Source organism: Sphingobium sp. RAC03, from assembly GCF_001713415.1.
Classification (GTDB): Bacteria; Pseudomonadota; Alphaproteobacteria; order Sphingomonadales; family Sphingomonadaceae; genus Sphingobium.
Window position 1 is genome coordinate 1,779,999 of the sequence record NZ_CP016456.1, and the last position, 26,213, is coordinate 1,806,211.

At 64.5% G+C, this 26,213-nt stretch carries 28 protein-coding genes and 1 tRNA gene; 14 read left to right on the forward strand and 15 right to left on the reverse strand.

All coding sequences use genetic code 11. From position 1 onward, the window contains the following. Nucleotides 1-29 precede the first annotated feature (29 nt). From BSY17_RS13150 to BSY17_RS13180, 7 genes are all read left to right on the forward strand, one after another. Nucleotides 30-1,319, forward strand: coding sequence for an adenosylmethionine--8-amino-7-oxononanoate transaminase (locus tag BSY17_RS13150; RefSeq protein ID WP_069065844.1), 1,290 nt, complete (start codon nt 30-32; stop codon nt 1,317-1,319). Nucleotides 1,320-1,376: 57 nt separating this feature from the next. Continuing rightward, nucleotides 1,377-1,595, forward strand: a complete 219-nt coding sequence (gene infA / locus BSY17_RS13155; protein WP_003049127.1) for a translation initiation factor IF-1 — start codon at nt 1,377-1,379, stop codon at nt 1,593-1,595. A gap of 10 nt (nt 1,596-1,605) precedes the next feature. Then, nucleotides 1,606-2,178: a Maf family protein gene (locus BSY17_RS13160; protein ID WP_069065845.1), complete on the forward strand. Its 573-nt coding sequence runs from the start codon at nt 1,606-1,608 to the stop codon at nt 2,176-2,178. 8 nt (nt 2,179-2,186) lie between these two features. Further along, the gene (locus BSY17_RS13165) at nt 2,187-3,176 is read left to right on the forward strand and encodes a ribonuclease (RefSeq protein ID WP_069065846.1); all 990 of its coding nucleotides are present in this window, start codon (nt 2,187-2,189) and stop codon (nt 3,174-3,176) included. Beyond that, nucleotides 3,166-3,360 carry a DNA gyrase inhibitor YacG gene (locus BSY17_RS13170; protein WP_069065847.1) on the forward strand — a complete coding sequence of 65 codons (195 nt, stop codon included), beginning with the start codon at nt 3,166-3,168 and terminating at the stop codon, nt 3,358-3,360. The genes BSY17_RS13165 and BSY17_RS13170 overlap by 11 nt, the downstream gene beginning before the upstream one ends. Before the next feature lie 48 nt (nt 3,361-3,408). Further along, nucleotides 3,409-3,484, forward strand: a tRNA-Phe gene (locus tag BSY17_RS13175). A 151-nt stretch (nt 3,485-3,635) separates the two neighbouring features. Beyond that, a complete protein-coding gene (locus BSY17_RS13180; protein WP_069065848.1) occupies nt 3,636-6,443 on the forward strand; it encodes a putative bifunctional diguanylate cyclase/phosphodiesterase in 2,808 nt (935 codons plus the stop codon). Here the strand turns inward: BSY17_RS13180 and BSY17_RS13185 are convergent, their stop codons facing one another. Further along, nucleotides 6,444-7,058, reverse strand: coding sequence for a TetR/AcrR family transcriptional regulator (locus BSY17_RS13185; protein WP_037472133.1), 615 nt, complete (start codon nt 7,056-7,058; stop codon nt 6,444-6,446). A 162-nt stretch (nt 7,059-7,220) separates the two neighbouring features. Between BSY17_RS13185 and BSY17_RS13190 the strand changes: the two genes are divergently transcribed. The 4 genes from BSY17_RS13190 to BSY17_RS13205 all read left to right on the forward strand — a co-directional run bounded on the left by BSY17_RS13190 (nt 7,221) and on the right by BSY17_RS13205 (nt 11,930). Then, nucleotides 7,221-9,572, forward strand: a complete 2,352-nt coding sequence (locus BSY17_RS13190) for a TonB-dependent receptor (RefSeq protein ID WP_069065849.1) — start codon at nt 7,221-7,223, stop codon at nt 9,570-9,572. 94 nt (nt 9,573-9,666) lie between these two features. Further along, on the forward strand, nt 9,667-10,917 hold the full coding sequence (locus tag BSY17_RS13195) for a spinster family MFS transporter (protein ID WP_069065850.1): 1,251 nt from the start codon (nt 9,667-9,669) through the stop codon (nt 10,915-10,917). Nucleotides 10,918-10,965: 48 nt separating this feature from the next. Further along, nucleotides 10,966-11,373: a SufE family protein gene (locus BSY17_RS13200; protein WP_069065851.1), complete on the forward strand. Its 408-nt coding sequence runs from the start codon at nt 10,966-10,968 to the stop codon at nt 11,371-11,373. Between the two features lie 65 nt (nt 11,374-11,438). After that, entirely contained in the window at nt 11,439-11,930 is a 492-nt protein-coding gene (locus BSY17_RS13205; protein ID WP_069065852.1) for a hypothetical protein, read from the forward strand. Here the strand turns inward: BSY17_RS13205 and BSY17_RS13210 are convergent. The 6 genes from BSY17_RS13210 to BSY17_RS21915 all read right to left on the reverse strand — a co-directional run bounded on the left by BSY17_RS13210 (nt 11,899) and on the right by BSY17_RS21915 (nt 17,021). Continuing rightward, nucleotides 11,899-12,435: a sterol desaturase family protein gene (locus BSY17_RS13210; protein WP_069065853.1), complete on the reverse strand. Its 537-nt coding sequence runs from the start codon at nt 12,433-12,435 to the stop codon at nt 11,899-11,901. The genes BSY17_RS13205 and BSY17_RS13210 overlap by 32 nt on opposite strands. Before the next feature lie 45 nt (nt 12,436-12,480). Then, on the reverse strand, nt 12,481-13,737 hold the full coding sequence (locus BSY17_RS13215) for a mechanosensitive ion channel family protein (RefSeq protein WP_069065854.1): 1,257 nt from the start codon (nt 13,735-13,737) through the stop codon (nt 12,481-12,483). Continuing rightward, complete coding sequence (gene metC / locus BSY17_RS13220; protein ID WP_069065855.1) at nt 13,734-14,981, reverse strand: cystathionine beta-lyase; 1,248 nt, start codon at nt 14,979-14,981, stop codon at nt 13,734-13,736. Before metC ends, BSY17_RS13215 begins: the two co-directional genes overlap by 4 nt. Further along, nucleotides 14,936-15,781, reverse strand: coding sequence for a 3-mercaptopyruvate sulfurtransferase (gene sseA, locus BSY17_RS13225; RefSeq protein WP_069065856.1), 846 nt, complete (start codon nt 15,779-15,781; stop codon nt 14,936-14,938). The genes metC and sseA overlap by 46 nt, the downstream gene beginning before the upstream one ends. A gap of 69 nt (nt 15,782-15,850) precedes the next feature. Further along, nucleotides 15,851-16,309 (reverse strand): hypothetical protein, encoded by a 459-nt coding sequence (locus BSY17_RS21910; protein ID WP_237236310.1) that lies wholly within the window; start codon nt 16,307-16,309, stop codon nt 15,851-15,853. After that, nucleotides 16,272-17,021 carry a hypothetical protein gene (locus tag BSY17_RS21915; RefSeq protein ID WP_237236312.1) on the reverse strand — a complete coding sequence of 250 codons (750 nt, stop codon included), beginning with the start codon at nt 17,019-17,021 and terminating at the stop codon, nt 16,272-16,274. The genes BSY17_RS21910 and BSY17_RS21915 overlap by 38 nt, the downstream gene beginning before the upstream one ends. 121 nt (nt 17,022-17,142) lie before the next feature. Here BSY17_RS21915 and queF point away from each other — a divergent pair, with 121 nt between their 5' ends. Further along, on the forward strand, nt 17,143-17,604 hold the full coding sequence (gene queF, locus BSY17_RS13235; protein WP_069065857.1) for a preQ(1) synthase: 462 nt from the start codon (nt 17,143-17,145) through the stop codon (nt 17,602-17,604). Between the two features lie 7 nt (nt 17,605-17,611). On the opposite strand, the gene BSY17_RS13240 is transcribed toward queF, so the two are convergent. Together BSY17_RS13240 and BSY17_RS13245 are read right to left on the reverse strand one after the other, a co-directional pair. Beyond that, on the reverse strand, nt 17,612-18,823 hold the full coding sequence (locus tag BSY17_RS13240; protein ID WP_069065858.1) for a UbiH/UbiF/VisC/COQ6 family ubiquinone biosynthesis hydroxylase: 1,212 nt from the start codon (nt 18,821-18,823) through the stop codon (nt 17,612-17,614). A gap of 84 nt (nt 18,824-18,907) precedes the next feature. After that, nucleotides 18,908-19,999, reverse strand: a complete 1,092-nt coding sequence (locus BSY17_RS13245) for a branched-chain amino acid aminotransferase (protein ID WP_069065859.1) — start codon at nt 19,997-19,999, stop codon at nt 18,908-18,910. 138 nt (nt 20,000-20,137) lie between these two features. Between BSY17_RS13245 and BSY17_RS13250 the strand changes: the two genes are divergently transcribed. Next, nucleotides 20,138-21,157 (forward strand): threonine aldolase family protein, encoded by a 1,020-nt coding sequence (locus BSY17_RS13250; protein WP_069065860.1) that lies wholly within the window; start codon nt 20,138-20,140, stop codon nt 21,155-21,157. Next, nucleotides 21,150-22,046, forward strand: a complete 897-nt coding sequence (locus tag BSY17_RS13255) for a DMT family transporter (RefSeq protein WP_069066965.1) — start codon at nt 21,150-21,152, stop codon at nt 22,044-22,046. Before BSY17_RS13250 ends, BSY17_RS13255 begins: the two co-directional genes overlap by 8 nt. Here the strand turns inward: BSY17_RS13255 and BSY17_RS21575 are convergent. From BSY17_RS21575 to BSY17_RS13280, 6 genes are all read right to left on the reverse strand, one after another. Then, nucleotides 22,043-22,198: a hypothetical protein gene (locus BSY17_RS21575; RefSeq protein WP_171899239.1), complete on the reverse strand. Its 156-nt coding sequence runs from the start codon at nt 22,196-22,198 to the stop codon at nt 22,043-22,045. The two genes, BSY17_RS13255 and BSY17_RS21575, sit on opposite strands and share 4 nt — an antisense overlap. Before the next feature lie 49 nt (nt 22,199-22,247). Next, nucleotides 22,248-23,090, reverse strand: coding sequence for an NAD(P)-dependent oxidoreductase (locus BSY17_RS13260; RefSeq protein ID WP_069065861.1), 843 nt, complete (start codon nt 23,088-23,090; stop codon nt 22,248-22,250). A gap of 126 nt (nt 23,091-23,216) precedes the next feature. Then, nucleotides 23,217-23,576: a HesB/IscA family protein gene (locus BSY17_RS13265; protein ID WP_069065862.1), complete on the reverse strand. Its 360-nt coding sequence runs from the start codon at nt 23,574-23,576 to the stop codon at nt 23,217-23,219. After that, the gene (locus BSY17_RS13270) at nt 23,576-24,040 is read right to left on the reverse strand and encodes an SUF system Fe-S cluster assembly protein (RefSeq protein ID WP_069065863.1); all 465 of its coding nucleotides are present in this window, start codon (nt 24,038-24,040) and stop codon (nt 23,576-23,578) included. Before BSY17_RS13270 ends, BSY17_RS13265 begins: the two co-directional genes overlap by 1 nt. Further along, nucleotides 24,040-25,269, reverse strand: coding sequence for a cysteine desulfurase (locus BSY17_RS13275; RefSeq protein WP_069065864.1), 1,230 nt, complete (start codon nt 25,267-25,269; stop codon nt 24,040-24,042). Before BSY17_RS13275 ends, BSY17_RS13270 begins: the two co-directional genes overlap by 1 nt. A gap of 74 nt (nt 25,270-25,343) precedes the next feature. Next, on the reverse strand, nt 25,344-26,096 hold the full coding sequence (locus BSY17_RS13280; protein ID WP_069066966.1) for a SufD family Fe-S cluster assembly protein: 753 nt from the start codon (nt 26,094-26,096) through the stop codon (nt 25,344-25,346). Between the last annotated feature and the right edge of the window lie 117 nt (nt 26,097-26,213).

Genomic DNA, 26,213 nt, shown 5'->3' on the forward strand with positions numbered 1-26,213 from the left:
TGCAGGCGGCTCTCGCCTAAAGGCATGCCATGACTTCTCCTGTCTGGCACCCCTTCACCCAGCATGGCCTGAACGAGCCGATCCCCCAGGTCGTACGCGCCGAGGGTGCGCTGTTGCATCTGGCCGATGGCAGCATGTTGATCGACGCGATTTCGAGCTGGTGGGTCACGACCCATGGCCATTGCCACCCGCGTATCGCCGCCGCCATTGCGGCGCAGGCAGGGCAGCTCGATCAACTGATCTTCGCGGGCTACACCCATGCGCCGGCCGAGGAAGTGGCGCGCGGCCTGATTGACCTAGCGCCCCGCGCGCCCGATCAGCCCAGCCTCACCCATGTCTTTTACTCCGACAGCGGCTCCACTGCGGTCGAGGTCGCGCTGAAAATGGCGCTTGGCTATTGGCACAACCGGGCGCTGGACGGGCTGGACGACGCGCGCAGCCGTATATTGGTGCTGGACCATAGCTATCATGGCGATACGATCGGCACGATGTCGATTGGCGAGCGGGGCGTCTATAACGCTGCCTGGACGCCGTTGCTGTTCGATGTCGGGACGATTCCGTTCCCGGCACCGGGCCAGGAGCAAGCCTGCCTTAATGCGCTTGATGCCGCTTGCCGCGAAAAGCCCGCCGCCTTTATCGTCGAGCCACTGATATTGGGCGCAGGCGGGATGCTGGTCTACTCGCCCTTGATCCTGCGCGAGATGGCGGCGATCTGCCGCCGCCATGATGTGCTGTTCATCGCCGATGAAGTAATGACCGGCTGGGGCCGCACCGGCACGCTGTTTGCCTGTGAACAGGCACGGGTCGTGCCCGACATCATGGCGGTGGCGAAGGGCATTACCGGTGGCGCGATCCCGCTGGCGGCGACGCTGGCGACCGCGCCGATCTTCGAAGCGCATCGCTCGACCGACCGGGCGCGGCTTTTCTATCATTCGTCCAGCTATACCGCGAACGCCATCGCCTGCGCGGCGGCGGTCGCCAATCTCGCCATCTGGCGTGAAGAGGATGTGCTGGGCCGGATCGCCACGCTGGCTGATGGCATCGCGACGCGGCTGGCAGAACTGGCGCAGCATTCCGCCTTCGCCAACCCGCGGCAACTGGGGGCAATCGCGGCGATCGACCTGATCGCGCCGGATGCGGGCTATCTGTCGGACCTCGCACCCCGGCTCCGGGCCTTCTTCCTGGAGCGGGGCATATTGCTGCGGCCCTTGGGCAACAGCATCTACCTCATGCCGCCCTATTGCCTGGATGAAACACAGCTCGATCACATCTTCGCAGCGCTCATCGCGGCAGGGGATCGGTTCGGCGTGAAAGCGTGACTTCCATTTTGCGCAGTTTGGCGCTATGGCGGCGCGATTTTGCGAATTTGGGATATTATGGCGAAAGAAGAACTGCTTGAAATGCGCGGACAGGTTGTGGAGCTTCTCCCCAACGCCATGTTCCGTGTCCGGCTTGAAAATGACCACGAAATTCTCGGCCACACCGCCGGTAAGATGCGCAAGAATCGCATCCGCGTGCTGGTGGGTGACGAAGTGCTTGTCGAGCTGACCCCTTACGACCTGACCAAGGGTCGGATCACGTACCGTTTCAAATAAGTCGTATCTGATGCGACTCATATTGGCTTCGGCATCCCCCCGGCGGCTCGCGCTGCTGGGGCAAATCGGCGTTGTCCCGGATGCGGTCGATCCCGCTGATCTGGACGAAACGCCCGGCAAGGCCGAACTGCCCGCGCTCTATGCCGCGCGCATTGCTGCTGAAAAGGCAGTGGTGGTGGCGGCGCGCCATGACGGCGCACTGGTTCTGTCGGGCGATACGGTGGTGGCTGCTGGACGGCGCATCTTGCCCAAGGCGGAAAGCGAGGCGGAAGCGCGCGCTTGCCTGACACTGCTGTCGGGCCGTCGCCATCGCGTGCTGAGCGCCATCACGCTGATCGACGGCGCGGGCGTGGCGCGGCATCGGCTGTCGACCAATATCGTGACGTTCAAGCGGCTGGAGGCAGCGGATATCGACCGCTATATTGCCAGCGACGAATGGCGCGGCAAGGCGGGCGGCTATGCGATCCAAGGCAAGGCCGCCGGGCTGATCCGGGCGATCCAGGGTAGCCATAGCGCGATCATGGGCCTGCCGCTCTACGAAACCCGCACGCTGCTCAAGGCAGCGGGCCATCCCCTCGATTAGGAACCGACATGGCCGAGTGGCTTTATGAAGAAGGCATTGGCGAGGCCCGTGCCGCGCTGATCGAAAAGGGCCAGTTGGTCGAGGCGCTGATCGAGCGCGAAGGCGATGCCGCACGCGCGGGCGCGGTGATGCAGGGCAAACTCATCACCACGGTCATTCCCAAGAAGCGCGGCATTGTCCGCCTGATCAGCGGCGAGGAAGTACTGATCGAGCCGATCCCGCCCCGGCTGGCGGAGGGCGCGAACCTGCTGGTCGAAATCCTGCGCGAAGCCATCCCCGAAGAAGGCCGCCCCAAGCGCGCCAAGGGCCGCAGCACCCAGCCGGGTATGAAGGCGCAGGCTGGTCCCACCTTGCTCCAGCGCATCCGCGCCACCGGCGTCCCTGTTGTCCCCTGCCCCGCGCATGAGGAAGACCGGCTGGAAGCCCATGGCTGGAGCGAGCTGATGGAAGAAGCGATCAGCGGCGAAGTCGGCACCGAAGCCGCGGCGCTGCGCCTCTATCTAACGCCTGCCATGTTGTTGATCGACATTGACGGGTCGCTGCCGCCGGCGCAGCTGGGGCCGAAGGGCGCGAAGCTGGCGGCGCAAACAGTGCGGCGCATGGGCCTGAGCGGATCGATCGGCATCGACCTGCCGACGATGAACAACAAGGACGAGCGGATCATCGCCGCCGCCCAGATCGACAAATATCTGCCGCTCCCCTTCGAGCGCACGGCGGTCAACGGCTTCGGCTTCGTTCAGATCATCCGCCGCCGCGAGCGCGCGAACCTGATGGAGCTGTTGCGCGAAGATCCGGTGGCGACCGCTGCACTGGCGCTGCTGCGCCGCGCCGAACGGCATGGCCAGGGTGGTCCCGCGACGCTGGTCGCCGCGCCCGCCATCATCGACTATCTGCACAAGCGGCCCAACTGGATCGAACAGCTTGCCAAGCGTCGCGGCGGTGCGATCAGCATGCAGGCCGATGCCACCCTCGCGATCGCGGGTGGCCATGTCGCCTAAAGCCGCCGCCTGTCCGGTCTGCAAAAAGCCCGCCAGCGCGGACACGCGCCCCTTTTGCAGCGCCGCCTGTCGCGACCGCGACCTGCTGCAATGGCTGGGCGAAGGCTATCGCGTCGCCGGGCCACCCGCCGAGGATGACACGCAAAAAATCGGCGATTATGGGCTAGACAGCGAACAGGATTGACGCCTATAGGCACGCCTCCATCGGGCGGAACACTCCGCAGTTGGCTGTGCCTGGATAGCTCAGTTGGTAGAGCAAGCGATTGAAAATCGCTGTGTCGGCGGTTCGAATCCGTCTCCGGGCACCATTTTTACTCTCCCCCCAATAAATATGATCAGATAGCGGGACGCTCACGCGCATCGACCATGCTTCCTGCATGAACGTTCGATATTGCTGGCTCTATGCGTTTGTTAACAGGTTGCTCCTATATATAGCGAGGGAGAGCTTGGTGCGCACATATGGTATTTGCTCGGTTCAGACGGATTGCCGAAAAATCGCAGGTGGCGTTGCACGAGCAGTATAAGGCGCTGACGGGGCAGATTCCCCTGATGTACGCCTTGATGTTCATCAACGTCTTTTGCCTGGCGATGGTGACCTATGGCGATGTGCCGGTCTGGCTGAGCCTCAGCGTTCCGGCCACCCTGTCCGTCATTATCGTCGTCCGGGGTTTCCTTTGGACGGCGCGCAAGAGGAGCGTGCCCTCCCCAAGCAAGATGCGGCGGCATCTTGCCGGGACCATCGTCATGTCGGCGGTCCTGAGCGCCGCGTTCGGCGCCTGGGGGCTGTTCCTGCTCAATGAAGTGGCGACCGACCGGATCACATCGGTTGCGCTTTATGTATTCGTTGGCTCGATCAGCTGTTGTTATTGTTTGCAATCCTTGCCCGTTGCCGGACGATTCGTGCTGCTGTTCGGTGCGGCGCCGGTCACCTTGTGCCTGTTGACATCGTCCGACGTCTACCTGATCGGGATCGGCGTCACCTTCCTCATCATTGCGGCCGTGATCATGCGCACGCTTGCGACCAGCCAATCGGCGTTTAGCAAGCTTTTGATCTCGCGGTCCGAAATGAGCGCGCTGGTCACGGCGCTTCGGCAGAGCGAAGATCATTATCGCTATTCGGTCGACCTCAATCCGCAAATGCCGTGGATCAGCGATGCCGCCGGCGCCATCCTCGAACTCAGTCCCAAATGGGAGGCGGTGACCGGCATGCCAACGGCGGATGCGTTGGGTAGTGGGTGGACGGCCGCTGTTCATCCCGCCGATCTTCCCCCGGTTCTCGACCTGTGGCACCGAACGACGAGCGCGCCCGATGCCTCGGCGGTGGATGTGCGCTATCGTTTGCGCGACCGCAGTGGCGTGTATCGCTGGCATCGCGCCCGCGCGCAGCCGCGTCGCGGTGAAGATGGCACCATCCTGAAATGGTATGGCACGCTGGAGGATATCGATGATCAGGTCAAAGCGGAAAATGCGCTGAGAGAAAGCGAAGAGCGGTATCGCCTCGCGTCGCGGGCGACCAACGACATCATCTGGGACTGCTCACTGGAACAGGATCGGATCGATTGGAGCGAGGCCGCCTTCGATGTTCTGGGCTATGCCGAAACCCGCACGGGCACGTCCCGGTCATGGTGGGTCGATCATATCCATGCGGACGATCAGAAGCGCGTTGTCGATAACCTCGCCAGCCTGGAGGACGTGCATTTCAACCAATGGGTCGAACAATTCCGATTTCGCGCAGCCGATGGGCGCTATCTCAACCTCGTCGCGCGGGGCTATGTCGTGCGCAACAAGGATGGCAAGCCGATCCGTCTGCTGGGCTCTCTGCATGATGTCACCGCGCAGTTGCAATATGAGGCCAAGCTCAAATGGTCGGCGTCGCATGATGCCCTGACCGGACTGCCCAATCGCGCGATGTTCGCCGAGCGCTTGGACGAGGCGCTGGACGACGCGCGCCGACAGGGGCAATGCGTCGGCCTGATCGTGCTGGATGTCGACCGGTTCAAGACCATCAACGACACGCTGGGCCATCATGCGGGTGATGCGGTGCTGCATGACGTGGCGGCCAAACTGAGCAAGCGTTTACCGGTCGGCGCGACTTTGGCGCGTCTGGGTGGGGACGAGTTCGCGATTATCCTGCCGGGACTGACCCCGGAACAGGCACGACAGGAAACCGTCGACACTATCATGGGCAGCCTGACCGGTTCCCTGTTGCATGATGGACGCCATATCGATGTCAGCCTGAGCGCGGGTGGCGCGCTGGCGTTTCGGGATGGGTTGGACGCCGAAGAACTGCATAAATGCGCGGACCTGGCCCTCTATGCCGCCAAGAGCGAGGGACCAGGTCAGATACGGGGCTTCACGCCCGCCATGCGCGAAGCGGTGGACATGGAAAAGGCGATGTTGACCAAGGCGCGGGCGGCCCTGACCAACGACCATATCATCCCCTTTTACCAGCCGAAGGTGAACCTGCGTACCGGGGCGCTGGAGGGTTTCGAAGCCTTGCTGCGCATTCATGATCAACAGCAGGGGCTTCAGCCGCCCGGCGCAATCCGCGCGGCGTTCGAAGACGCGGATCTGGCCGTCCGGCTGACCGATCGGATGCTCGATTGCATCATGGCGGATATGGTCGCCTGGCGCGACCAGGGCCTCGCCTTTGGGCGGATCGCGTTCAACGGCGCACCGGGCGACTTCCGCCGGGGTGATTTCGTCGATCGCATCCTGGGGCGGATGCACAAGCTGGGGCTGCCCGCCAGCCTGCTGGAACTGGAGGTCACGGAAACCGTGTTCGTGGGGCAATTGTCCGATCGGGTCCATAATTGCCTGGAGACATTGGCCGCGGCGGGCGTGACGATTGCCCTGGATGATTTCGGTACGGGCTATGCGTCGCTGACGCACCTGCAACAATTTCCGGTTCACACGATCAAGATCGACCGGTCTTTCGTGTCGCGCCTCAATGCCGCGGAAACGGGTGATGCCGCTATTGTCGGGGCGGTCATCGACCTTGCGAAAAATCTGGGCATAACGACGGTCGCCGAAGGCATAGAGACGGCTGCACAAGCGGCGCATCTGATGGTCAAGGGGTGCGATGTCGGTCAGGGCTTCCTGTTCGGGCGCCCCATGGCACGATCGCAAATCGCGCCTATCCTGGCGAAGTGGGATGCGCCCGGCATGATCGGTCTGTGCGCCGGGTCGGACTGGGCGGACATGCTGCGGTCCAGCATGGGGATGCATGATAGCGGGCCGCTCTCCTTCTCGGAATCGGGGCGATGATCAGGCTTTCGTGCCGATGCCGCGTTCCACCAATGCATTGGCGATGGCGGCGACCTCCTCAGCCGGGCGGCTGTCGTCCCAAACGCCAAAGCGCAGGCCCAGAAACACGTTCATGCCCATGATCGCCCAGGCATGGACTTCCTCGACATCGGCGCGGATATCGCCGCGCGCCGCCGCCTTGGTGAGGCGGGTCGTCATGCGGGATGCGGTATTTTCATAATGGGCGCGGTAGGCGGACTGGTCGACGAACTCCGCTTCGTCGATGATGCGATAGATTTCCTTATGTTCGCGCGCGAACTCCAGGAAGCTGAGCAGGCCTATCCGCTCGGCATCGATCCCGTCGCGGGCGTCGGCGATGCGCGGGGACACATAATCGCGCACCTGGCCCGACATATCGGCGACAAGCGCGCGGAAGATATCGTCCTTGCTGTCGAAATAGGTGTAAAAGCTGCCCAGCGCACAGCCAGCCCTACGGGTGATGCCGCTGATCGAGCCGTCGTGAAAACCCTTTTCGCCAAATTCGGCCGCCGCCGCCGCCAGCAATGCGCGGCGAGTTCGCTCACCCCTGGCGGTGCGCGGCGTTTTGTCGTCCTTGGCAGCGGCGTCTTCGGCCATGTCCACTCCTTGCGAAAATCTGTGCTCTTTTTGCCGCACTGAACCGGCCTTGTCTCCGCCTCTCTATTTCAAGTTGAAAGATGGTTCAACTTTCATTATCGAATCGGACAACGCAAAGTGATCCGGCAGACCGGGCACCGCATTTTCAGGAGAGGACCGACCATGAAGGCCCATTTCAGCATCCGCGCCATAGCCCTTGCCTCCGCCGCCTGGAGCGGCGCGCTGGCTTTGCCTGCCCTTGCGCAGGACGCCGCCGTCCCGTCCGTCGAGGAGGAGGGCGCGATCGTCGTCACCGCCCGTCGCCGCGAGGAAACGCTGGTCAGTGTGCCGATCGCGGTCAGTGCCTTTTCGGGCGAAGCGCTGGAACGGGGCGGGGCGATCGACATTACCGACCTTGCCAACATGACCCCCAACACCACGCTGGAAGCCTCGCGCGGCACCAATTCGACGCTGACCGCCTTCATCCGCGGCGTGGGCCAACAAGACCCGGTGTCGGGTTTCGAACAGGGCGTGGGCATCTATCTCGACGATGTCTATCTCAACCGGCCGCAAGGTGCGATCCTCGACATTTATGATGTCGAGCGGATCGAAGTGCTGCGCGGGCCGCAAGGCACGCTCTATGGGCGCAACACCATCGGTGGTGCGGTCAAATATGTGACGAAGATGCTGCCGCAGGAATTTTCGCTCAAGCTCAAGGGCACCTATGGCAGCTATGACCAGGCCGATGGCATCATCAGCGTGTCGGCGCCGTTGAGCGACATGATCCGTGTCGGCGGGGCCTTTGCCCGGCTGTCGCGTGGTGGCTTTGGCGACAATCTCACCACCGGCGATGAAAATTACAACAAGGATATCTGGGCAGGCCGCGCCACCTTTGAAATGGGTGGCTATGGCCAGCCCGTGCTGATGCGGATCACCGGCGATTATACCAAGGATAATAGCAGCGCGCGCGGTGGCCATCGGCTGATTCCCGGCCAGCTATCGGGCGCGCCGGTGCTGGGCGATGTGTTCGATACGCGCGGCGGCCTCACTGATCCCAAACAATATGTGAAGTCCTATGGTCTTTCCATGAACATCACCGCCGAACTGAGCGAGGCTGTGACGCTGCGGTCGATCAGCGCCTGGCGCAAGGATGACAGCGCCTCGCCGATCGATTTCGATGCGCTGCCTGCGGTCGATGTCGACGTGCCCGCCTTCTACTTCAACGAGCAGCTGAGCCAGGAATTCCAGCTGCTCTACGATCAGGGGCCGCTGCACGGCATGGTCGGCTTCTATTATCTCGATGCCAAGGCGGACACCGCGTTCGACGTGCGCTTGTTCACGACGGTTGCGGGGCTGACCGCCTATACGCAGGCCGATGTGGACACCGAAACCTATGCCGTGTTCGGTGACTTCACCTTCGACATTACGGAGCAGCTCAGCCTGTCGGCGGGTGGCCGCTACACCTGGGACAAGCGCCGGGCCGACGTATTGCGGCAAAACTATCTGGGTGGCGGGTCGCCCTTGTTCGGCGGCGCGGGCGTGGCGTTCGGTGCGCCCAGCACCAATTTCAACGGCGAGCGCGAATATAAGAAATTCACCCCGCGCGTCTCGATCAGCTACAAGCCGACGCCCGATCATAATATTTACGCCAGCTTCTCGCAGGGCTTCAAGGGCGGCGGCTTCGATCCGCGCGGCGTCGGCACCAATGCGCCTGACCTTAATGGCGACGGCATCCGGCAGGACGATGAAATCGCGTCGTTCCTGAGCTTCGCGCCCGAACAGGTCGATAGCTATGAAGTCGGCTACAAGGGTAATTTCCTCGACGGCGCGCTCTATGTCGCGGTTGCGGGCTTCTATGCCGATTATAAGGATGTGCAGATTCCGGGGTCCGTCGCCTGCACCGTCAGCGTCGGCGGCGTCGCCACGCCCTCCTTCTGCGGCGTGGTGTCCAATGCGGGCAAGGCCCGGTTCAAGGGGCTGGAGTTTGAAAGCACCGCGCGGCTGGGCCGCGACCTGATGACGCCGGGCGATCGGCTGAACCTGTCGACCGCGGTCGGCTATATCGACGCTGAGTATCGCGAATATATCGCCAATGTCCCGAACCCCCTTAATCCCACGCAAAATGTGCCGACCAATGTCGCTGCATTGCGGGAGGTGCAGAATACGCCCAAATGGACCGCCAGCGGTACGATGAGTTACACCACCCCGATCGGCGCGGGCAGCCTGTATTTGGCGAGCAGCGTGTCGTGGCGCAGCAAGACCTATCAGTTCGAAATCCCCAACCCCTATATCGACCAGAAGGGCTATGCGCTGTGGGACGCCAGCATCGTCTATACCGCGCCTGACGATCGCTGGACGCTGGGCCTGCATGGCAAGAATCTGATGGACAAGGAATATAAGACGTCGGGCTATACCTTCGTTGGGGCAAACAATGCCGCCGGTTTCCCGACGCCCACGCTGGGCCGTGAAGGCACGCTGACCGCCTTTTACGGCAATCCCCGGCAGGTGTTCTTGACGGGGACGGTGAAGTTCTGATCTCCACCCGATCTCCGTTCGGTTCGCGCCTGTCGAGAACCCTTGCGCAACGGTTCTCGACAAGCTCGAACTGAACGGAGATGGGTGAAGCCATATGACCGACCAATCCGCTTCCCCTGCCTATCGCGGCGTCGTGCTGGCGATGCTGTTGCTGGTCTATACCTTCAACTTCCTCGACCGGCAGATACTGGGCATCCTTGCCGGGCCGATCAAGGCGGAGCTGGGGCTGAGCGATACGCAATTGGGGGCGCTGGGCGGTATCGCCTTTGCGCTGCTCTATTCGACGCTGGCGATCCCGCTGGCGCTGCTGGCCGATCGCACCAGCCGGACCTGGGTCATTACCGTCAGCCTTGCGGTATGGAGCGGCTTTACCGCGCTGTGCGGGCTGGCGGGCAATTTCATGCAATTATTCCTGTGCCGCATCGGCGTGGGCGTGGGCGAAGCGGGCGGGGTCGCGCCCTCCTATGCGGTCATCTCCGACTATTTTCCCGCGCATCAGCGGGCGCGGGCGCTGTCCATTTACTCGCTCGGCATCCCGCTGGGCTCGGCGGGCGGCGTGCTGCTGGGCGGCTATATCGCCCAAACCGTAGAGTGGCGCACCGCCTTCATTGTCGTGGGCCTGCTTGGCCTTTTGATCGCGCCCGTGTTCCGCCTGGTGGTGCGCGAACCCGTGCGGCCGGTGCAGGCGAGCGATGCTGCGCCCGTGTCCGCTGTGTTCGGCATCCTCGCGGCCAAACGCAGCTTCTGGTTCCTCGCAGTGGGTGCGGCGTGCAGTTCGATGTGCGGCTATGGCGTCGCTTTCTGGCTGCCTAGCCTGCTGATGCGCAGCTTTGGCCTCGACCTGATGGGCGCGGGGCAGTTTCTGGGCGGGCTGCTGCTGATCGGTGGCGTGGCGGGCGTGCTGCTGGGCGGTTGGCTGGGTGATGCGATGGGTGGCAAGGACAAGGCCTATTATGCCTGGGTGCCCGCGATCAGCTATGTGGTGGGTATGCCGCTGTTCGTGGTCGGCGTGCTGTCCGACAGTGTCGGCGTTGCTTTCGCGCTGTTCCTCGTGCCGCAGGCGCTGGTCTATGTCTGGCTCGGTCCGGTGCTGACCGCCGTGCAGCATCTGGTCCCCGCGCATATGCGCGCCAGTGCGGCGGCGAGCTTCCTGCTGATCAACAATCTGGTGGGGCTGGGGCTTGGCAGCTGGTTCGTCGGCGCTTTGTCCGACGCGCTGACCCCGGCTTATGGGATCGAAGCGCTGCGCTACGCCATCGTCGCGGCGCTTGGCTTCTATCTGCTCGCCGGGCTGTTCATGGCATTGGGCGGGCGGGCGCTGCGCAAGGATTGGGTGGCGGCCTGACCAAGAGGGGGGCTTACCTGCCGTCCTTTTCTCCCTATAGGGGCGGGCATGACCAACCTTGCCGACATCCAAGAAGAATATCAGTTTCTCGATGCGGATGACCGTTATCGCTTGCTGATCGACCTTGGTCGCGCGCTCGAACCCATGCCCGACGCGCTCAAGACCGATGCGACGCTGGTGCGGGGCTGTTCGGCGGCCGTATGGGTCTATCCGACCGTGCTGGACGATGGGCGGCTGCATTTCCTGGCCGACAGCAATGCCGCGATCACCAAGGGGATCATCGCGCTCGTCCTGCAAACGGTGCAGGACCAGCCGCCAGCCGCGATCGCCGCGGCGGATATCGAAGACGCGCTGGCCCCCTTCGACCTGCGCAATCAGCTCAGTTCCAACAGGACGCAGGGCATTCCCAACATGATTGCGCTTATCCGGCAAACGGCTGGTCGCTACACCGGCTGAACGCTGCAACCCGCATGGGGCGTTGACCATTGTCCTTCCGTAACCAGATGGAAGGACAAGAGCCTATGCGCATCCCATTGATGATGACGGCCATGGCATTGCTGGCCGCTTGCTCGCAGGAACCCGAAGAACCAAGCCAGCGCGAGCAGATCGGCCAGGCATGGAAATATGAAGGCGGGACCGGTGACGCCGCGAAGGTCGCCTATATCGGCAGCGCCAATACGGTCGCGACGATGACCGCACCGGACACCTTTGCCGTGCTGTTGGTCCAGCCGATGAGCAATGGCGAAAAGACCGTGACCGTGAAGCTGGTCGGCGCGCCATTCCAGTGCGACCTGTCGGCTTGCACGGTCAGCGCGAGGGGCGATGATGGCCAGACGCATAGCTGGCAGGGGCGTATGACCGATGCGAAGGACGGGATCGCAATCATGCCGTCGCAAAATGCCTATGACGTCATCGAGCAGGCCAAGACGGTGAAGGTCGATCTGGTGGTCGGCCCACAGGACAAGACCGCGCCTTTTGCGTTCAACGTGGCGGGACTTGACCTGCCGGGGTAACCGGATCGGCAGTGGAAGGCGCGCGCACGCCCGCTCGGTTGCGGCGGGCGAGTTCGCGCTTCAGATCCTCCGGGCGGGGGGCGACAAGAAAGCCGAAGCTGACCGTGCCTTCCTTGGTTTCCACCACATGATGCAGGCGGTGGGCCTGGACGATCCGCTTCATATAGGGTGTGCGGGCGACATAGCGGTTCTTGACACGCTGATGCACGATGATGTCGTGGAAGCCGAGATAGATCGCGCCATAGGCGGCGATCCCGGCGCCGCAGGCCGTTGCCCAGCCGCCCCAGCCCCATTGCACGCCGCCTAGCAGCAGCAGGATGGAGGGTAGGGCGAAAATCACGAAATAGAGGTCATTGGCTTCCCACCGGCCAAGGCGCGGGCGATGGTGGCTGGCATGCAGGAACCAGCCGGGACCGTGCATGATCCAGCGGTGCATGACATAGGCGAAACCCTCCATCGCGATAACCGTAGCAAGGAAGATCAGCAGGAGCAGGACAAGGTTCATGGGCTTGATATAGGCGCGCGCGACGACGGAAGCGACCCCGTAAAGTTACGGCTTTTGGGGTAGCTCGGTCGCACCATGGATGACCCGCTGCGGATAGGGGATGGTGATGCCATTGTCGCGGAAGAGTTGCCACACTCGCCCCAGCACATCGGACTTCACATTGCCGACGCCGCCCTCCGGGTCGCTGATCCACACCAATATGTCATGTTCGACGCGGCTTTCGCCAAAGCCGGTCAGCCAGACATTGGGCTTGGGATTGCGCAAGACGCGCGGGCTTTCGGCGGCAGCTTGCAGCATCAGCGCCTGTGCGAGCTTGAGGTCGCTGTCATAGCCGATGCCGACAGGAATGCGGACGCGGACGTTGCGGTCGGAATAGGACCAGTTCTCCACCTCCTGCGTCATCAGATTCTCGTTCGGGATCAGATGTTCCTTGCCGTCGCGGGTGATGACGCTGACGGCGCGCACGCCGATCTTGTTCACCCAGCCGAAACTCTCCCCCACGACGATGACATCGCCCGGCTTGATCGATCGGTCCATCAGCAGGATGATGCCCGCGATAAGATTGCCGAACGTCTTTTGCAGACCAAAGCCGACCGCGAGGCCCAGCGCGCCGGAAAAGACGGCAAAGGCGGTGAGGTCGATGCCGAGCATGTCGACGCCAATGAAGAAGGCGGCGATGATGATGGCGATGGCGGCGAGTTTCTGCGCCAGCAGCTTCTGGGTGGGGTCGAAGCCATCCGCCTGGCTAATCGATCGGCCGATCAGCTTGTTGGCTAGGCGGACGAGCGCGAACAGGGCGACGCAAGTGGCGGCGATCGACAGCAGGCTGAGCAGCGTGACCCGGCGTTTGCCCAGGCTGATCCCGACCGTGTCGAGCGTTGCGCCGACGGGCGCGAGGCCGCCATTGGTGCCGGAGACGATCGTCAGGAACAGCAGGAGCGCCAGCGGCAGGGTGGCCCAGCGCGGGATGGACAGGGTGCGGAGTGCATAGCCAGCGAGCAAAGCGACCGACAGGCCAAGGCCGATGCCCAGCACTAGATGGCCGACCGAATCGGCGGGCCAGAAGGCGGTGGCGACTCCGATCAACAGCGCTGAGAAAGCGTAGCGCAAGATCGCCCGCAGCCGGGTGGCGAAGGATTCGCCCAAGGCTTCCATGGGGCCGCGCAGCCGCGGTTCGACTCGGCGCGAGAGGCCCGCTGCGGCGAGATGCAGCAGGAGCGCGACACCCAGCGCGATCAGCGGATGGATCAACCCACCGCTATCGGGCACGCGGTTGAGCAGCCAGGCGATGCTGAGCGTCATCGCGCCGCCCGGTAGCGGCCAAGACCCGCGTCGAGATCGGCGATCAGATCGTCGGGGTCTTCCAGGCCGATATGCAGGCGCACCATTGGCCCTTCTGCTTCCCAGCGGGCTGCGGTGCGGTGGCGGGCGGGATCGACCGGTAGAGCAAGGCTTTCAAAACCGCCCCAGCTATAGCCGATGCCGAAATGAGCAAGACCGTCGATCAGCGCGGTCCGGGCGGCTTCGTCGCCACCGTCGAGGATGAAACTGAACAGGCCGGTCGAGCCGGAAAAATCGCGCTGCCATAGCGCATGGCCGGGGCAATCGGGCAAAGCGGGATGCAGCACGCGCGCGACGCCTGGCTGGTCCTTGAGCCAATGGGCGACCGCCAGCGCGCCGTCCTGATGCTGGCGCAATCGCACGCCCAACGTGCGGAGGCCGCGCGAAGCGAGCCAGGCATCGTCGGGGCTAGTCATCTGGCCGAACAGATAGGCGGTCTGGCGGACCTTGCCGAACCATTGGGCGTTCGCCGTGACGCTGCCCATCATCACGTCGCTATGGCCGACGATATATTTGGTGCAGGCCAGAATTGTGATGTCCACGCCATGAGACAGCGCCGGGAAAAAGAGCGGCGTCGCCCAAGTATTATCGAGCAGGGTGACGATGCCCCGTTCCCGCGCGATGGCGGTGATGGCGGGAATGTCCTGCACCTCGAATGTCAGGCTGCCGGGGCTTTCGAGGAAGATGGCGCGCACCTTTTCATCGGCAAGACGGACAGCGACCCGGACAGCATCACAGGGATCATAGTAGATTGTTTCGATATCGTAACTATTCAGCATCTTATCGCAGAAATTGCGGGTCGGATCATAGGTGCTGTCGGGCATCAGCAGCCGGTCGCCGGGTTTCAGCACCGCCATCAGTGCGCATGCGATCGCGGCGACGCCCGACGGGAAGAGCATCGTGCCCTCAGCGCCCGGTTCCATTTCGGTCAGGGCGTCGGCGAGGGACCAGGCGGTCGGCGTGCCCTTGCGTCCGTAAAAGAGCCGTTCATGCGTGCTGCTGCCCGCCGCCATTCGCAGATGGGCGACATCGTCATAGAGGATGGTCGACGCGCGCCAGACGGGTGGGCTGACGATGCCGCCGGGCTGGCCGGGCATGCCGGTCCATTCGGGCTTGCGCCCGGCCTGCACCAGTTTCGTCAGCGGCTTGCGGTCGTCTTTCATGCCGGGCCGGTCGCCTTGGGCGTGGCGGGATCGAAGCCCCATTCGGACCAGCTGCCGTCATAGAGGGTCACATCGTCCTTGCCGAGCGACTCCAGTCCGGCGAGCAGGATGGCGGCGGTGACGCCACTGCCGCAACTGGTGATGACCGGGCGGTCGAAATCGACCCCGGCGTCGGCATAGAGCGCGCGCAATGCGTCGCCCGACTTCATGCTATTGTCGGAATTGAACAGAGACGGGGAGGGCAGGTTGCGCGATCCGGGGATATGGCCCGACGCCATGCCGGGGCGCGGTTCGGCTTCGGCACCGGTGAAGCGGCCAGCGCCGCGCGCGTCCAGCACTTGTTCCGCGCCAGTGGCGAGATTGGCGATCAGGTCCGCCTTGGTCCGTACCTGTCCGGCTGCGCGGCGGGCGCTGGCGGTGCCGGGGGTGGGGGTGACGATGCCAGCCTCTGTCGGGCGACCTTCCGCCACCCATTTGGGCAGGCCGCCGTCAAGAATCGCAACCGACACGCCCAGGCCATAGAGGCGCATCATCCACCACCCGCGCGCTGCACTATGCAGCGGACTATTGTCATAGACGATGATCCGGCTGTCGGGATTGATCCCCAGCGCTTGGCTGCGCTGAGTCATCAGCGCATCGGGCGGGAGCATGCCGGGCGTCGCGTCATCAGGGTCGTTGAGCGTCGCCAGGTCCATAAACACGGCACCGGGGATGTGCGCGGCCGCATATTCGGCGCGCGGATCGCGCGGCGTGCCGGGCAGGAACAGGCTGGCGTCGAGGATGCACAGGTCCGGCGCGCCAATTTGCGTGGCGAGCCAGTCGGTGGATATAAAAATGGTCATGCGGTCCCCTATGGCCTGCGTCTTGCCGCCCCTTCTAGGCCGGGGGGCGAAGGCTGGAAAGGGCCAAGCCTAGCGGGGTGGCAGTTCGGCGGCGGCGCGGGCGGCGGGGCGGCGATATTGGCGTGGCCCCTGATCGAAGCGCAGCGGCGCGAGGCGCTCGGCGGGCGGCTCCTGCTCCTGCCCGACGATGAAGGCGCGGGCGGTGCGGCCCTTGTCGTCTTCTGCGTCGCTATATTGATAGGCCGTATCGAAGGCCGCGATCGGGATCAGCAGGCTGCGATCGCCCATGGGCACCGGCACGATCTGGTCGGGTGCCAGGCGCAGTTCGCCGTCCAGCCGCAGGGTTTCGCCCGGTGCCAGCGCGACGGCGGCATGGAGTGGCAGGCCGGTTTCGCCGATGAAGAAGCCGTCGAGCAGCGCCTGCTGGTTCGCGCCGCCATTGCCGATGATGCCGCGCACCAGCACGTCCTGCGCGGCAAGCGACCCGCGATTATGCAGCAACAGGGCATAGGCGATGGTAACGCCCATCAGCGAATAGCGCGCCTGCGTGACCACGAGTTGCATGTCGATCCAGGCCCGGTCGGTGTCGACAGGGGCAGGCGGTGGCGGGGTGGCGCGACAGGCGCGGGGGCGGAGGTGGTGGGGGCGGAGGGGCGGCGATGGGCTGTTCGGCGGGTTCCGCTTCGGCCGTCTCGGCTTCGACGGGTGAGCGACGGCGACGCAACAACAGGGCCACGGCGATGGCGGCGAGGGCAAGCAGACCAGCGATGATCCAGCCCCAGGGCATCGTATCGGCACTGGCTGGGCTGGCCGTTGGCGCGGGCGTTGCCGCTGGGGGCGGTGTGACGGTGACGGCGGGAGCGGTCTCATTGACCACAGGCTGGGGCAGGGGCGCTTCTGGCGTCGGCGCGCTGTCATTGGCCGGTTCCGGTTCCGGTTCGGCGCGGGGGGCGGGCGTTGGCGCAGGGCGGGTTTCAGTCGGGCGGGCGGGTTGCCGCGTAGCTGGCTGCGCCGGGGACGGGACCGGTACGGGAACGGGCGGCGGCGTCACGGTCGGCGCGACGATGGGGGGTGGCGCGACCGTGGCGGGCGCGCGGAAGACATCGATCTCCGGTCCCTGTCGGCGGGTATCGACGGGCGGCGCTGTCCGCGACGGCGGCAGGCTGAAGCCGCCTGGCGCGGGCTCCTCGGCCTGCTGGGCATGGACGGGCGCGGCCAGCAGAAGCGGCGCGGCGAGCATAAGTGAACGAACAGACCCCATGACGTGGCCAAGGCACAAGCAGCGCTGAATGGCAAGTGAACAACGTCGCCTGCCCCGTTGGACCGATGACAGCGGGCGGGCAATCGCGTAAGGGGCGCGCATGACCGACCTTAGCCAAACCCCGCTCCATCTGGGCCAGACCAGCGCGCTTCCCGCCACGCCGGAAGCCGCGATCCTCGATTATGTGCCCAATCCGCGTCCGGGCAAACCCTATCTGGTGCGCTTTACCGCGCCCGAATTCACCTCGCTCTGCCCGGTAACCGGCCAGCCCGATTTCGCCCATCTGGTGATCGACTATGCGCCCGCCGCGACGATCGTCGAATCCAAGTCGCTCAAACTATTCCTGGGGGCGTTCCGCAACCATGCGGCCTTCCATGAGGATTGCACGGTGGGCATCGGCGAGCGGCTGTTCGCCGAAATGTCGCCGATCTGGCTGCGAATCGGCGGCTATTGGTATCCGCGCGGCGGCATTCCGATCGACGTGTTCTGGCAATCGGGCGAACCGCCTGCGGGGCTGTGGCTGCCCGCGCAGGATGTCCCCGGCTATCGCGGCCGGGGCTGAGCGCCGATCAGACCAGTTCGCCGGTCAGCAGCCGCGGCAGCGCCCCGGACTGGCCGCGCGCTTCGGCCATGAACCGCCCCTTGAGCAACGATGTGCGCTGTACTGCTGCGAGGCCCGCCCGCCGCGCCAGCTTGGGCAAGCGACCGGGAATGTCGAACAGGCGCACGAGGCCGTCCATCGCGACGCTGGTCATGATCGCGTCCAGCCCGCGCCAGCGCTGATAGCGCGCGAGCAATTGCGCATCGCCCGGATCAAGGCCGAGGCGCATGCCGTCGACCAACACTTCGACCAAAGCGGCGACGTCTCGCAGGCCAAGGTTCAGCCCCTGGCCCGCTATCGGGTGGATCGCATGGGCGCTGTCGCCGACCAGCGCCAGCCGCGTGTCGGTGATGCGGGCGGCATGATGGAAGCCCAGCGGATAGGAGGAGCGGGGGCCAGCCATGCGGATTTCGCCCAGGAAACCGCCGATGCGCTTCTGTGCTTCGGCGAGCCAGGCGCGTTCGGACAGTTTGAGCATGGCGGGCGCTTGTTCGCTCAGCACGGTCCACACGATTGCGGAGCGGGTGCCCGGCAGCATCGGCAGCAGCGCGAAGGGGCCGCCGACATAGAAAATCTCATAAGCGGTGTTGCCGTGCGGCACGTCATGGTCGATCGCGCTGACCATGGCGGTGTGGCTATATTGCCAACGGGTGGTGCGGATGCCCGCCGCCTCGCGAGTCGGGCTGTTGCGCCCCTCCGCCGCGACCAGCAGCGCGCCGCGGATCGTCGCGCCGCTGGCCAGCGTCAATACGACGCCATCCTCGTTGCGATCGACATGGGTCGCGCGGTCGGGCTGGTAGCGAGTGAGGTTTGTGGCCCGTTGGGCGGCTTTTTCCAAAGCGACGCGCAGATCGCGATTGGGGAACATCGTCCCCATTACGCCGTCATCGTCGGCGTCCGGCACGAAATCGAGCGCGCCGGGTTCCAGCCCGTCGCTGACCCAGATGCGGTCGATCGGGCAGCCCTTGCCATCGAGGAAAGGCATGACCCCGATCGCCGAGAGCATGGCGCAACTGGTCGAGGAGATGGCCGAGACGCGCCCGTCAAAGCCGCTCGCGGTGGTATCCACCGGATCGGCGGGATCGACGATGGCGGTGCGAACCCCATGGCCGGAAAGAGCTATGCCAAGGGTCAGGCCGACAAGGCCACCGCCCAATATCACGACGTCGAAGCGTTCCATGGCCCCTGTCTAGGCGGTCGGGGCCGACTTGAAAAGCGATGGCTGGCCCGCTCGCCCAAAAGGGCAGGGGCCAGCCTGATCACCTCAGACGATATGCACCCAACCCGCCGGATCGGCGACGGTCCCGCGCTGAATGCCGGTCAGTTCGCCGCGCAGGCTTTCGGTGACGAGGCCACCATCGCCATTGCCGATGGTGAAGTCACCATCCTTGCTTCTGACCGTGCCGATCGCGGTGACCACCGCCGCCGTGCCGCAGGCGAAAGCCTCGCGCAGCGCGCCGCTGGCGGCATCGGCGCGCCACTGAGCAAAGCTGTAGGGCTCTTCGCGCACATCATGGCCCTTGGCGCGGGCGAGGGTGATGATGCTGTTGCGGGTGATGCCGGGCAGGATGGTGCCGGTCAGCGGCGGGGTGATGATCGAGCCGTCCTCCATCACGAAGAAGACGTTCATACCGCCCAATTCCTCGACCCACTTATTTTCGGCGGCATCGAGGAAGACGACCTGATCGCAGCCTTGCTCGGTCGCTTCCTTCTGTGCGACCAGGCTGGCGGCATAGTTGCCGCCGCATTTGGCGGCACCCGTGCCACCGCGCGCGGCGCGGGTATAATGTTCGGACACCCACAGGGTCACGGCCTTCTTGCCGCCCTTGAAATAGGCCCCGGCCGGCGAAGCTATGACGCAGAAAATATATTCCTTCGACGGGCGCACGCCGAGGAAGGCCTCGCTCGCGAACAGGAAGGGGCGCAGATAAAGGCTGCCTTCGCCGCTCGGAATCCAGTCGGCGTCGATCTTCACCAGTTGCGCGACGGCTTCGAGGAACAGGTCTTCGGGGATTTCGGGCATAGCCAGCCGTTCGGCCGACTGGGCGAAGCGGCGGGCATTTTCCTCCGGCCGGAACATCGCGATGCTGCCGTCGGCAAGGCGGTAGGCCTTCATGCCTTCGAAAATTTCCTGGGCATAATGCAGCACGGCGCAGGCCGGGTCGATCTGAAACGGTTCGCGCGGACCGACGCTGTGGCTATGCCAGCCCTCACCCTCGGTATAGCGGATCGTCACCATATGGTCGGTGAAGAGGCGGCCGAAACCGGGATCCTCCAGCAGGGTGGCGCGCTCGCTCGCCGCCACAGTCTTGCTGCTGCGGGTAACGGTGAAACGCGAACTATGCTGGCCGTCCATAATCTGTCTCCTTGGGTTGGACGGGCTGCCTATGTCACAAAGCGGGGCGGGAAACAACGTCACCTATGCTGACCCATCAGGCCGCTCGGCTCAAGCTGGCCTCTTGGCGCTGGGCCATAGCCTCGCTAACGCTGGCCCATGCATTTTTTCTCCGACAACGCCACCCCGCTTTGCCCGCCCGTCATAGCTGCGATCGCCGCCGCCGACCGGGAGGACCATGGCTATGATGGCGACCAGTGGAGCGCGCGGCTCGACGCGGCCTTTGGCGATCTGTTCGAAACGCCGGTCAGCGCGTTGTGGGTGGCGACCGGTACGGCGGCGAACAGCATCGCGCTAGCCTGTCTGTGCCCGCCCTATGGCGGCATCCTCTGCCATGACGAGGCGCATATCGTCGTCGACGAATGTGGTGCGCCGGGGTTCTTTACCCATGGCGCGAGCCTGATGCCGCTGCCGGGCGAGGGCGCGAAATTGACGCCGGACGTGGTGGCGGAGCGGTTGGCGGCGATTCGCCCGGATGTGCATCAAGTGCCCGCGCGCGCGATCAGCATCACCAATGCCACCGAATATGGTCGCGTCTATACCCCCGACGAGGTGGCGGCGCTGGGGTCCATTGCGCGCGCGCATGGGTTGGGCTTTCACATGGATGGGGCGCGGTTCGCCAATGCGGTGGCTTTCCTGGGCTGCGCGCCCGCCGACGTCACCTGGCGCGCTGGCGTCGATGCGCTGAGTTTCGGCTGCGTCAAAAATGGCGGGATGGTGGGCGAAGCGCTGCTCTTCTTTGGGGCGGAGCGAGAGCGCCGGGCCGCAGAAGCGATGCGCTGGCGCAAGCGGTCGGGCCATTTATTTTCCAAGGGCCGCTATCTCGCGGCGCAGATATTGGCGATGGTTGAGGATGGCCTGTGGCTGGCCAATGCCAGCGCCGCCAATGCCGCTGCGCAGGCGCTCGCCGGGGCGGCGACAGGGCGGTTGCTGCATCCGGTCGAGGCGAACGAGTTGTTCCTACGTCTTTCCGCGCCGGAAGCCGCCAGCCTGCGCGCGCAGGGGTTCGATTTCTACGACTGGGGTGCGGGCGCGGCGCGGATCGTCACCAACTGGTCGCAGGATGCGGCCAGTGTCGCGCCGCTCGCGGACGCGCTGCGCAGGCTCGACCATGGCTGACGACGATCGGGGCGGCATCGTCCTGCCCTTCATCCTCGTCACGCTGATCTGGAGTTCGACCTGGATCGTCATTCGCGATCAGTTGGGTAGCGTGCCCGCCAGCTGGTCGGTCTGCTATCGTTTTGCGCTGGCCGGGGTCGCGATGATGGCCTTTGCGCGGATGCGGGGTGTGTCGCTGCGGATCGGTGGGGCGGGGATGCTGTTCGCGGCCTTGCTGGGGACGGCGCAGTTCGTGCTGAATTTCAATTTTGTTTATCGCGCCGAAGAACATCTGACGTCCGGGGTGGTCGCGGTTTTCTACGCGATGCTGCTGATCCCCAATTCGATTCTGGCGTGGATCGTGTTTCGTCAGCCGGTCAGCCGCGCTTTCATCGCCGGGTCGGCGGTGGCCATGACCGGCATTGCGATGATGTTGGTGCATGAATATCGGGCGGCCAGCGTCGATCCGGACAAGATTCTTTTGGGCGTCGGCTTTTCGGTCATCGGGCTGTTCAGCGCATCGGCCGCCAATGTGATGCAGGGCATGGACATCGCACGGCGGCTGCCGATGGTGGCGATGCTGGCCTGGGCGATGCTGATCGGGGCGGGGATCAACGCGCTGTTCGCCTGGGTCACGACCGGACCACCGGTGATCGAACCGCGCCTCACCTATCTGTTGGGGATAGGCTGGCTGGCTTTGGCGGGATCGGTGGTCACCTTCCCGCTCTATTTCCGCCTGATCCAGCGATTGGGCGCTGGGCGGGCGGCTTATACCGCCGTACTGATCCCGGTCATCGCGATGCTGATTTCGACGCTGGTCGAGGGCTATCGCTGGACGGCTTTGGCCGCCTGTGGCGCGATGTTGGCGGTCGTCGGCATGGTGATCGCGTTGCGCGCGAAAAAGGCTTAGCGGCGCAGGCCGGGCTGATACTGCTGCTTGGCGGTATTGACCCGTTCGATCAGGCTGGACAGCGGCGGCTGGACGCCTGCGATCGGTGCGGGCGGGGACAGGCGGGTCATGCGGCGGCTGAGCGCGGTGAAGGTGGTTTCGATACTGTCCATCGGGGGCGTCCTGCTCTGTTGCGGCAAGGCCCTCTTCGCGTCGATATGGTTAAGAAGGGGTAAGCATAACCCGCGCTTGCGGCGAACCGATTTCCGCCTTCCGACACGCCGCCAGCCCCTGTGCATAAGTGGGATAGCGCAGTTGCCATCCCAGTACCCGTTTGGCGCGACCATTGGCGACGCGGCGATTTTCGGCATAAAAGCCCCGCGCCATGGGCGATAATTGCGCCTGATCCATCGTCAGCAGCGGCGGATGGGGCAGGGCCAGCATATCGCAGGCAGCCTCGATCACCCGATTTTGGGCGCAGGGCAGGTCGTCCGACAGATTATAGATGCCGGGCGGGCCGTCGAAGGAGGCGATCATGCCCGCCACGATGTCGTCGACATGGACGCGGCTGAAAACCTGGTACGGCAGGTCGATGCGATGCGCGCGCCCCTCCCGCACCCGGTCCAGCGCCGATCGGCCCGGCCCATAGATGCCGGGCAGGCGAAAGCGGCGCATATCGGGGCGCAACGCCCCCCAATCATTATCGGCATTGGCGCGCGCGGTGCGGCGGCCTGCGCCGATCGGACTGGCTTCGTCCACCCATGCGCCGCCGGTGTCACCATAGACGCCGGTCGAGGAGAGATAGCCGGTCCAGCGCGCGGGCGCGGCGGCGATGGCAGCGCCGTAGCGGACCAGGACGGGATCGACGTCGCCTTCGGGCGGGACCGAGGAGAGGATATGCGTGGCGCTGGTGATGGCGGCGCGGACGGCGGGGTCATCATCGAAAGCCAGCGTGTCGGTCCCGGCGCTGCGGCGCGTGCCGGTGACATGCCAGCCTTCGTTCCGCAGCCGGGTGGCGAGGCGGGATGCGGTATAGCCCAGCCCGAAGATCAGCAAATGGGGCAAAAACCATATCTCCGTTCGTTTCGAGCCCTTCGACTGCCTGCTAAGGCAGGCGCTCAGGACCGGCCAAGGTCGAGAAACGCCGCGTCCATGTTTCTCGACTGCGCTCGAAACGACCGGCTGTAGAGATTAAACCGTGAAGCTTTCGCCGCAGCCGCAGCTGCCCTTGGCATTGGGGTTGGCGAAGGTGAAACCGGCGGTGAAATCATCCTCGACCCAGTCCATCGTCGATCCGATCAGATAGAGGACGGACCCGCCATCAATGTAGAAAATGCCGCCGGGGGTCTCGATCTTCTCATCGAATTTCGCTTCTTCGGTGACATAGTCGACCGAATAGGCAAGGCCCGAACAGCCGCGCTTGGGGGTCGAGAGCTTGACGCCGATCGTGCCTGCGGGCGCCTGCGCCATCAGGTCTGCGATACGCTGCTCGGCGCTCTTCGTCAGGATGACGGCGGCCGGGCGGGCGCGGGTCTTGGTCTCGACAGTCATTACAGCATTCCCAGTTCGAGCTTGGCTTCGTCGCTCATCTTCTGCGGATCCCAGGGCGGATCCCAGATCAGGTTGACCTGCGCGTCGCCGACGCCGGGCACCGCACCGACGCGCAGTTCGACTTCGCCGGGCATGGATTCGGCGACCGGGCAATGCGGCGTAGTCAGCGTCATGGTGACGACGACATGCGCCTCGTCGGTCACATCGACGCCGTAGATCAGGCCAAGGTCATAGATATTGACCGGAATTTCCGGGTCGTAAATCTCCTTGAGCGCCTCAACGACGGCATCATAGAGATTGCCGCCCGGTTCGCCCGCGGCGATCGGCGTCGGTTTGGCGGCGAGGAAGCCGTCGAGATAGTCGCGCTGGCGTTCGCCGGACGCGGGCGGGCTGTCGACGCGCGCCTTGGGCGGCGCTTCGACCGTTTCGACTTCTTCCACCATGATCTTGCGCTCTTCGCTCATCATCCAAAAATCTTTCTTACCCGCTCCAGGCCGCGCACCAGCGCGTCCACGTCGCTTTCGTCACTGTAAATGCCAAAGCTCGCCCGCGCGGTCGCTTCGACGCCCAGGTGCCGCATCAGCGGCTGGGCGCAATGATGCCCGGCCCGGATCGCGACACCGGTTTCATCCAATATGGTGCCGACATCATGCGGATGCACCCCCTCGACTGCGAAGGAGAGGATGCCGGCCGAGTCTTCGGGGCCGAAGACACGGATGCTGTTGAGGTTTTCCAGGGCCGCGCGGGCCTTGGCCACCAGCGCGCCTTCATGCGCGTGGATCGCGTCCAACCCGATCGCCTCGACATAGTCGATCGCCGCCGACAGGCCGACGACGCCGGTGATGTGCGGCGTGCCTGCCTCGAACCGGGTCGGGGCAGGGGCGTAGGTCGTTTTTTCGAACGTCACCTTGTCGATCATCGATCCGCCGCCCTGATAGGGAGGCATGGCGTCGAGCAGTTCCCCGCGACCCCAAAGCACGCCGATGCCGGTCGGGCCGTAGAGTTTATGCGCGGAAAAGACGTAGAAATCGCAATCCAGCGCCTGCACATCGACGGCGATGCGCGGGACCGCCTGGCAGCCGTCGATCAGGATCTTGGCACCGACCATATGGGCGATGTCGGCGGCACGGCGGCAATCCAGCACGCTGCCCAGCACGTTCGACACATGGGACAGCGCGACCATCCGGTGACGCGGGGTGATCATCGCGCGCATCGTGTCGAGATCGATCTGGCCATCGGAGGTCAGGGGAAGGACGTCGATCTGCGCGCCGACTTTCTCCGCCACCATCTGCCACGGCACGATATTGCTATGATGTTCGAGGGTGGAGAGCAGAATGCGGTCGCCTGCTTTCAGCTGTTCGCCTGCCCAGCATTGGGCGACGAGATTGATCCCCTCGGTCGCGCCGCGAACATAGACGATCTCGCTGTCCGAGGCTGCGCCGATGAAGCGGGCGACCTTGCGGCGCGCGGCTTCATAGGCGAGCGTCATATTGGCCGAGCGCTCGTAGACGCCGCGATGGACGGTCGCATAGTCCGGGCCATAGGCGCGAGCGATGGCGTCGATGACGGCCTGCGGCTTCTGGGCGGTCGCGGCGCTGTCGAGATAGTGCCAGTCGAGGACGCCGGGGAAGTCGTGGCGGAGTCCCTTAAGCCCCTCCCCTTCAGGGGAGGGGTTGGGGTGGGGGGATACCACACGCGCTGGGTCAAGAGGATGGCCCCCACCCCCGGCCCCTCCCCTGAAAGGGAGGGGAGCATATGTATCTTCACTCATACCAGCGACTCCAGCTTGGCGATCGCGGCCGCTTCGAACTGTTCACGCAGCGCTTCGTCGGTCATGTCGTCGAACACGCCCGCGACGAAGGAGCGCAGCAGCAGCGTCTTGGCGGTCGCCGGGTCCATGCCGCGCGAGGCCATGTAGAAGAGCGCGGCCTTGTCCAGTTCGCCCACGGTCGCGCCATGGGCGCATTTGACGTCGTCGGCGTAGATTTCCAGTTCAGGCTTGGCGTTGGCCGTCGCGGTGCGATCGAGCAGCATCGCCTTGATAGACTGGAAGGCGTCGGTGCGCTGGGCGTCGCGGGCGACGTTGATGCTGCCGAGGTAGCTGCCGGTGGCGCGGCTGCCCAGGACCGACCGGACGGTTTGGCCACTGGTCGCGTCGGGCTGCGCATGGGTGACCGAGGTGATGATCTCCAGCGTCTGGTCGCCGCCACCGATGATCGCGCCGTGCAGCCCGAAATGCGCGCGCGCGCCCAGCGTGACGGCAAAGGTCACGCGGCCGAGCGTGCCGCCGATGTTGAGCAGGTGGAAATCACAGCGCGCATCGTCGGCGACGGTGATGACATAGTCATGTACCGACGCGCTGCCCTCTGCGGCGTCCTGCAGCAGATGGTGGTTGGCGGTTTCGCCAGTGGCCACATCGATGCGGGTCGGTGCGGGCAGGGGCCAAAGCGAGGCGACAGCCTCCAGATCGCTATAGCGCCAGTCTTCCTGGCGGCGGGTGGGTAGAACAGCGGATGCCATCATAAAGCTCCGTCATCCCGGACTTGATCCGGGATCCATGCGCGCACGCGTCGCGCGATCATGCTCGGTAGAGCCAATAGATCCCGGATCAAGTCCGGGATGACGGCAGGAAAAGAG